This window comes from Caballeronia calidae, from assembly GCF_900044055.2.
In the GTDB taxonomy this organism is placed as follows: Bacteria; Pseudomonadota; Gammaproteobacteria; order Burkholderiales; family Burkholderiaceae; genus Caballeronia; species Caballeronia calidae.
Genome location: NZ_FCOX02000231.1, coordinates 1 through 2,166, shown reverse-complemented (window position 1 = coordinate 2,166; position 2,166 = coordinate 1). Strand labels below are relative to the sequence as shown.

At 59.6% G+C, this 2,166-nt stretch carries 3 protein-coding genes; all 3 read right to left on the bottom strand.

Annotated elements, in window-relative coordinates; all coding sequences use genetic code 11:
• On the bottom strand, positions 1 to 1,199 hold a 1,199-nt coding region (gene tnpC / locus AWB78_RS42240), incomplete at its 3' end, for an IS66 family transposase (RefSeq protein WP_062613218.1).
• Between the two features lie 31 nt (positions 1,200 to 1,230).
• Positions 1,231 to 1,584: an IS66 family insertion sequence element accessory protein TnpB gene (tnpB, locus tag AWB78_RS42235; protein ID WP_062613216.1), complete on the bottom strand. Its 354-nt coding sequence runs from the start codon at positions 1,582 to 1,584 to the stop codon at positions 1,231 to 1,233.
• The gene (locus tag AWB78_RS42230) at positions 1,560 to 2,084 is read right to left on the bottom strand and encodes a transposase (RefSeq protein ID WP_062613213.1); all 525 of its coding nucleotides are present in this window, start codon (positions 2,082 to 2,084) and stop codon (positions 1,560 to 1,562) included. Before AWB78_RS42230 ends, tnpB begins: the two co-directional genes overlap by 25 nt.
• Between the last annotated feature and the right edge of the window lie 82 nt (positions 2,085 to 2,166).

Here is a 2,166-nt window from a genome sequence, read left to right as displayed (position 1 = left end):
AGTACGCGGGCACTATAGCGTTGCCGCAGGCGCTGACGCCGGTCCGCACTCCACGTTTTACTGCGCGCCTCGGCGGCGAACAACTTGCCAAACAGTTTGATGAAGCGTGTTGCAAGCAGATCTGGCGTGCGTGCAGCCTTGGGGACGTTCTCCTCCGCCTTCACAAAGTAGCGGCGCGCATGCACAAGACATCCAAGGTGCACAAGCTTGTACCGCTCGGCGATACCGTTATAAGCCTCGTAGCCATCGGTCATCAGCGCAGCGCCTTCCTGCACGCCTGCGAACAGCTTGTCAGCCAGCTTCGCCCCGCGACCCGGCGTGTAGGTATAGCAACAGATCGGGATTCCCGTGCCCGTCATCTGTGACCACAGATAGCTCTTCGTCTGTGGCTTGCGTCCTTTCTCCTTGAGCACCTGGAAGGTCGTCTCATCGCACAGGATCACCTTGGCATCAAGCAGCGCGTCGCGCATCAGATTGATCACGGGTTGCGACGCCAGGCCGACGCGAACTATGCTGGCTGCGATCGTGTTAGATGAGATATCACCGCCGAAGCGACGCAGCAGGCCAGCCTGGCGGTATAGCGGCATGCCGAACTGGTACTTGCCGGTCGCGATCCAGGCGAGTGCCGATTCGGTCAGTAGACCCCGGGGGATGATGCGAAGCGGTGACGGCGTGACCTTGATGCCCAGATCACAGCACGGGCAGGCATACTTGACACGCTGATGCTGGATCACGCGAACCTGCTCGGGAATCACGTCGAGCTGCTCGCTGATTTCAACGCCGAACTCCACCAGCGCGTGGCCATCGTTGCTGCAGAAGCGCTCGGCTTCCGGAAGTTCATGCCGTCGGATCTCGCGGGGTAGACCGGGATCAAGCGGCTTGCGGTGGCCACGTCTTTTGCGTGTATGCCCGGCGACCTTCGTTTCGGGGGTATCTTCCTGGGCGGGTGTCGCATTTGCGCCGAGTGCTTCAGCTTCGTTGAACAGTCCGAACTGTTCCGAGTCCCGCACCTCGCTCTTTGCACTGAATAGATCACGTCGGTAGGCACGCAGCCGTTCCTCGGCCAAGTCGCGCTGCGCAGTCACCAGACGAAGCATGCTGCGGGTTTCTTCGTGCTCGCGCTCGAGAGTGCCGTACGCTTCGCGCATGGCGAGTAACGCGTTGAGTTCGTCGGCGGAGATCGTGATCTGGGTTGGCATGCCGGATTAGACCCGCGTGCCTGGCACGCGTTCAGCTCACGCGTAGATATTCCCGCCTTGGATGCCGTTGGATTGAGGTAATGTCGTCGCCGTCGAGCAGCGCGTGGAGCAAGTCGGTCGTCATCGTCACGACTTCGGTCTTTTTGTCTGGCCAGATAAATCGACTGGCCTCGAGACGTTTTATCAGAAGCCAGAACCCGCTACCATCCCAGCCGATGATCTTGATCCGGTCGCGACGCCGGTTGCCAAAGATGTAAAGAGAGGAGTCCATTGGGTTCAGATGCATGCCCTGCTCGACGAGAATCGAGAGGCTGTTCATGCCATAGCGGAAATCGACTGGATCGCGGTACAGGTAAACCTTCAGCTTTTCGTCGAACCGGAACATGGCATCCTCCCGAGCATCTGGACCACAGTGGTCAGTTCGTCGATGCCAGCATCCCCGATGTCAAACTCGACACCGTTCGACAGGCGTACGTGCAACGCAAGCGTCATCACGGGCACCGCCGGTGTAGGCGAGAACGCCGGCGGTCCTGTAACGACGGGGACGAATGCGGATGAGGTATCCGTAGGCGGGTCGGGCTTGCGCGAACGCAGAACCTCGATGGCTGTGCCGTCGATCACTTCTGCCACAGACGGCGTTTCCCGGTCTTTAGCGACGAGCTCATGCGTTGCCGGCGAAACGCCTTTCTCCCGCTCCAGGAGGTATTTCGTGATCCATTTGCGCAGCAGATTGGCATTGATGCCGTGTTCCTGCGCTAGACGGGCGACCGAAACGCCGCGTTGGAGCGCCGCCTCAATGAGAGCACGCTTACCTTTTTCGTCATAGCGCCGCCGGCCATCGCGGCTCTGTCGAACTACTCTTAACTCTGAGTCTTTGTCAGGCATAGGTGTCCACCTCGAAATTGGTGGACACCTATGCTCCTCGCTCCAGTCGATCACCGCCAGACGTCAAAGATGGACGGCTTAC